Annotated in this window: 2 protein-coding genes; one reads left to right on the forward strand and one right to left on the reverse strand. The window is 63.3% G+C overall.

Annotation, left to right across the window (positions count from 1 at the left end; genetic code table 11):
- Nucleotides 1-161: NAD(P)(+) transhydrogenase (Re/Si-specific) subunit beta (locus AC1DVI_RS32285; RefSeq protein ID WP_476961458.1), on the forward strand; the 161-nt coding region annotated here is incomplete at its 5' end.
- Between the two features lie 74 nt (nt 162-235).
- Here AC1DVI_RS32285 and AC1DVI_RS32290 read toward each other — a convergent pair.
- Nucleotides 236-937 carry a CBS domain-containing protein gene (locus AC1DVI_RS32290; protein ID WP_476961457.1) on the reverse strand — a complete coding sequence of 234 codons (702 nt, stop codon included), beginning with the start codon at nt 935-937 and terminating at the stop codon, nt 236-238.
- Nucleotides 938-1,609: the final 672 nt, after the last annotated feature.

Consider the following 1,609-nt stretch of genomic DNA (forward strand, 5'->3'; position numbering starts at 1 on the left):
TCCTCGACGTCGAGAAGGCCAAGACGGTGTTCTTCATCAAGCGCGGCATGGCCGCCGGCTACGCCGGTGTGGAGAACGAGCTGTTCTTCCGCCCCAACACCATGATGCTGTTCGGCGACGCCAAGAAGGTCACCGAAGAGGTCGTGAAGGCCACCGAATAAACGTCTGTCGAAAGGAAAAGCCCCCTCCCGGACGAACTGGGAAGGGGCTTTTTGTTACCGTATCGGCGACCGGATCAGAAGCCGACGGCGCCCTCGGCGACATGATCCACGATGATCAGGTGGTTTTCCACGCGGGTGACGCCGGAGGTATTCTCCGCGGCGACGCGAATGGCGTCACGCTGCGCTTCGGTGCGGACGCTGCCCCAGAGATGCACGACGCCGTTGCGCACCACGATGTTTTCGCTGATCTCCGGCGCCCAGGGTTGGGCCCGCAGGGTCTCCAGAAGCCGGTCGCGCACGACACGGTCGTCCGCGGCGGCGGGGGAGACGTCTGGCGCGATGCTGGCGAGGACGTGCAGCAGGTTGGCGCGGCTGACGATGCCGACCAACTTGCCGTTGCTCAGCACCGGAACGCGCTTGATGCGGTTGCTTTCCATCAGGCGGACCACCTCGTCGAGCGGGGTCTCCTCCGTGACGGCGATCAGAGACTCCGTCATCGCGTCGCGCACGTGGCGGCCGTGGGACTTGGTGTAGTCGGCGGCCTGGTTCGGTGCGCCCGCGAACATGGCGAGCCACCAGGAGGCCCGGCGCACCGTGCCGGTCTCCGCCCGGCGCAGCAGGTCGCCCTCGCTGATGACGCCGAGCAGGCGCCCATTCGAATCGCAGACGGGCAGGCCGCTGATCCGGTTCTCCAGCATGCGCTTCGCGGCTTCGGTCACCGTGGCGTCGGGACCGATGGTGATCACCTGACGGGTCATGATGTCCGCTGCTTTCATGGCTTTCCTCCGTTTGCCTGATTCGTTGACCCAGCAGACTTACACATACGCGGAGTAAGGTGAACCTGTCTGGTGTACGGTATACCAATTTGCCGCAGGGCGATTTGGCCGGCGGAAAAAAGAAGGCTCCGCTGGCAGGAAGCAGCGGAGCCGTCAGGTGGGGGAATCTACAGGGAGGAATGCGTGTAGTTCCAAGGACGTTTGTACCCCCAGCGGTCCGTCCGGGCTATAATGGATTCGGTATACCAGTTATGCGGCAGTTGGATACCGTATACGATATGCCAGGAAGCGACAAAGGACGCGGAATTGCCGCGCCGTCGCAGGCAAAGCGCGAGGGCGACGTTCATCGAAGAAACAGTCCGCGATCCGAACATATCCGCTTGTCATGAACTGGCATCTGGTATACCGTATCACCAATCCAAGCCGCTTCCCTCTCCGGGGCAATGAAAGCGCGGCCCAAACCCCGTCAACCGGGGGGAACTCCGGGGCAACCGGGGGCGGAGAGAGAGGGACGGGAACGCCAATGCAGACGATGAGTTTCTCGGTCGCACCCCTGGATCAGGGGATGAGCTTCAAGGCCAAGGCCTACCAGTCGCTGCGCCAAGCCATCACCCAGATGGACATCTACGGCGGGCCGAGCGAGATCCGCCTCGACGAGCGCCAGCTCTGCGA

The sequence above is a fragment of the Azospirillum sp. P4_B5 genome (genome assembly GCF_056402275.1).

Excerpts from the sequence above, each read along its gene's own strand:
- AC1DVI_RS32290 (WP_476961457.1), bottom strand. The coding sequence starts at position 937 with ATGAAAGCAGCGGACATCATGACCCGTCAGGTGATCACCATCGGTCCC.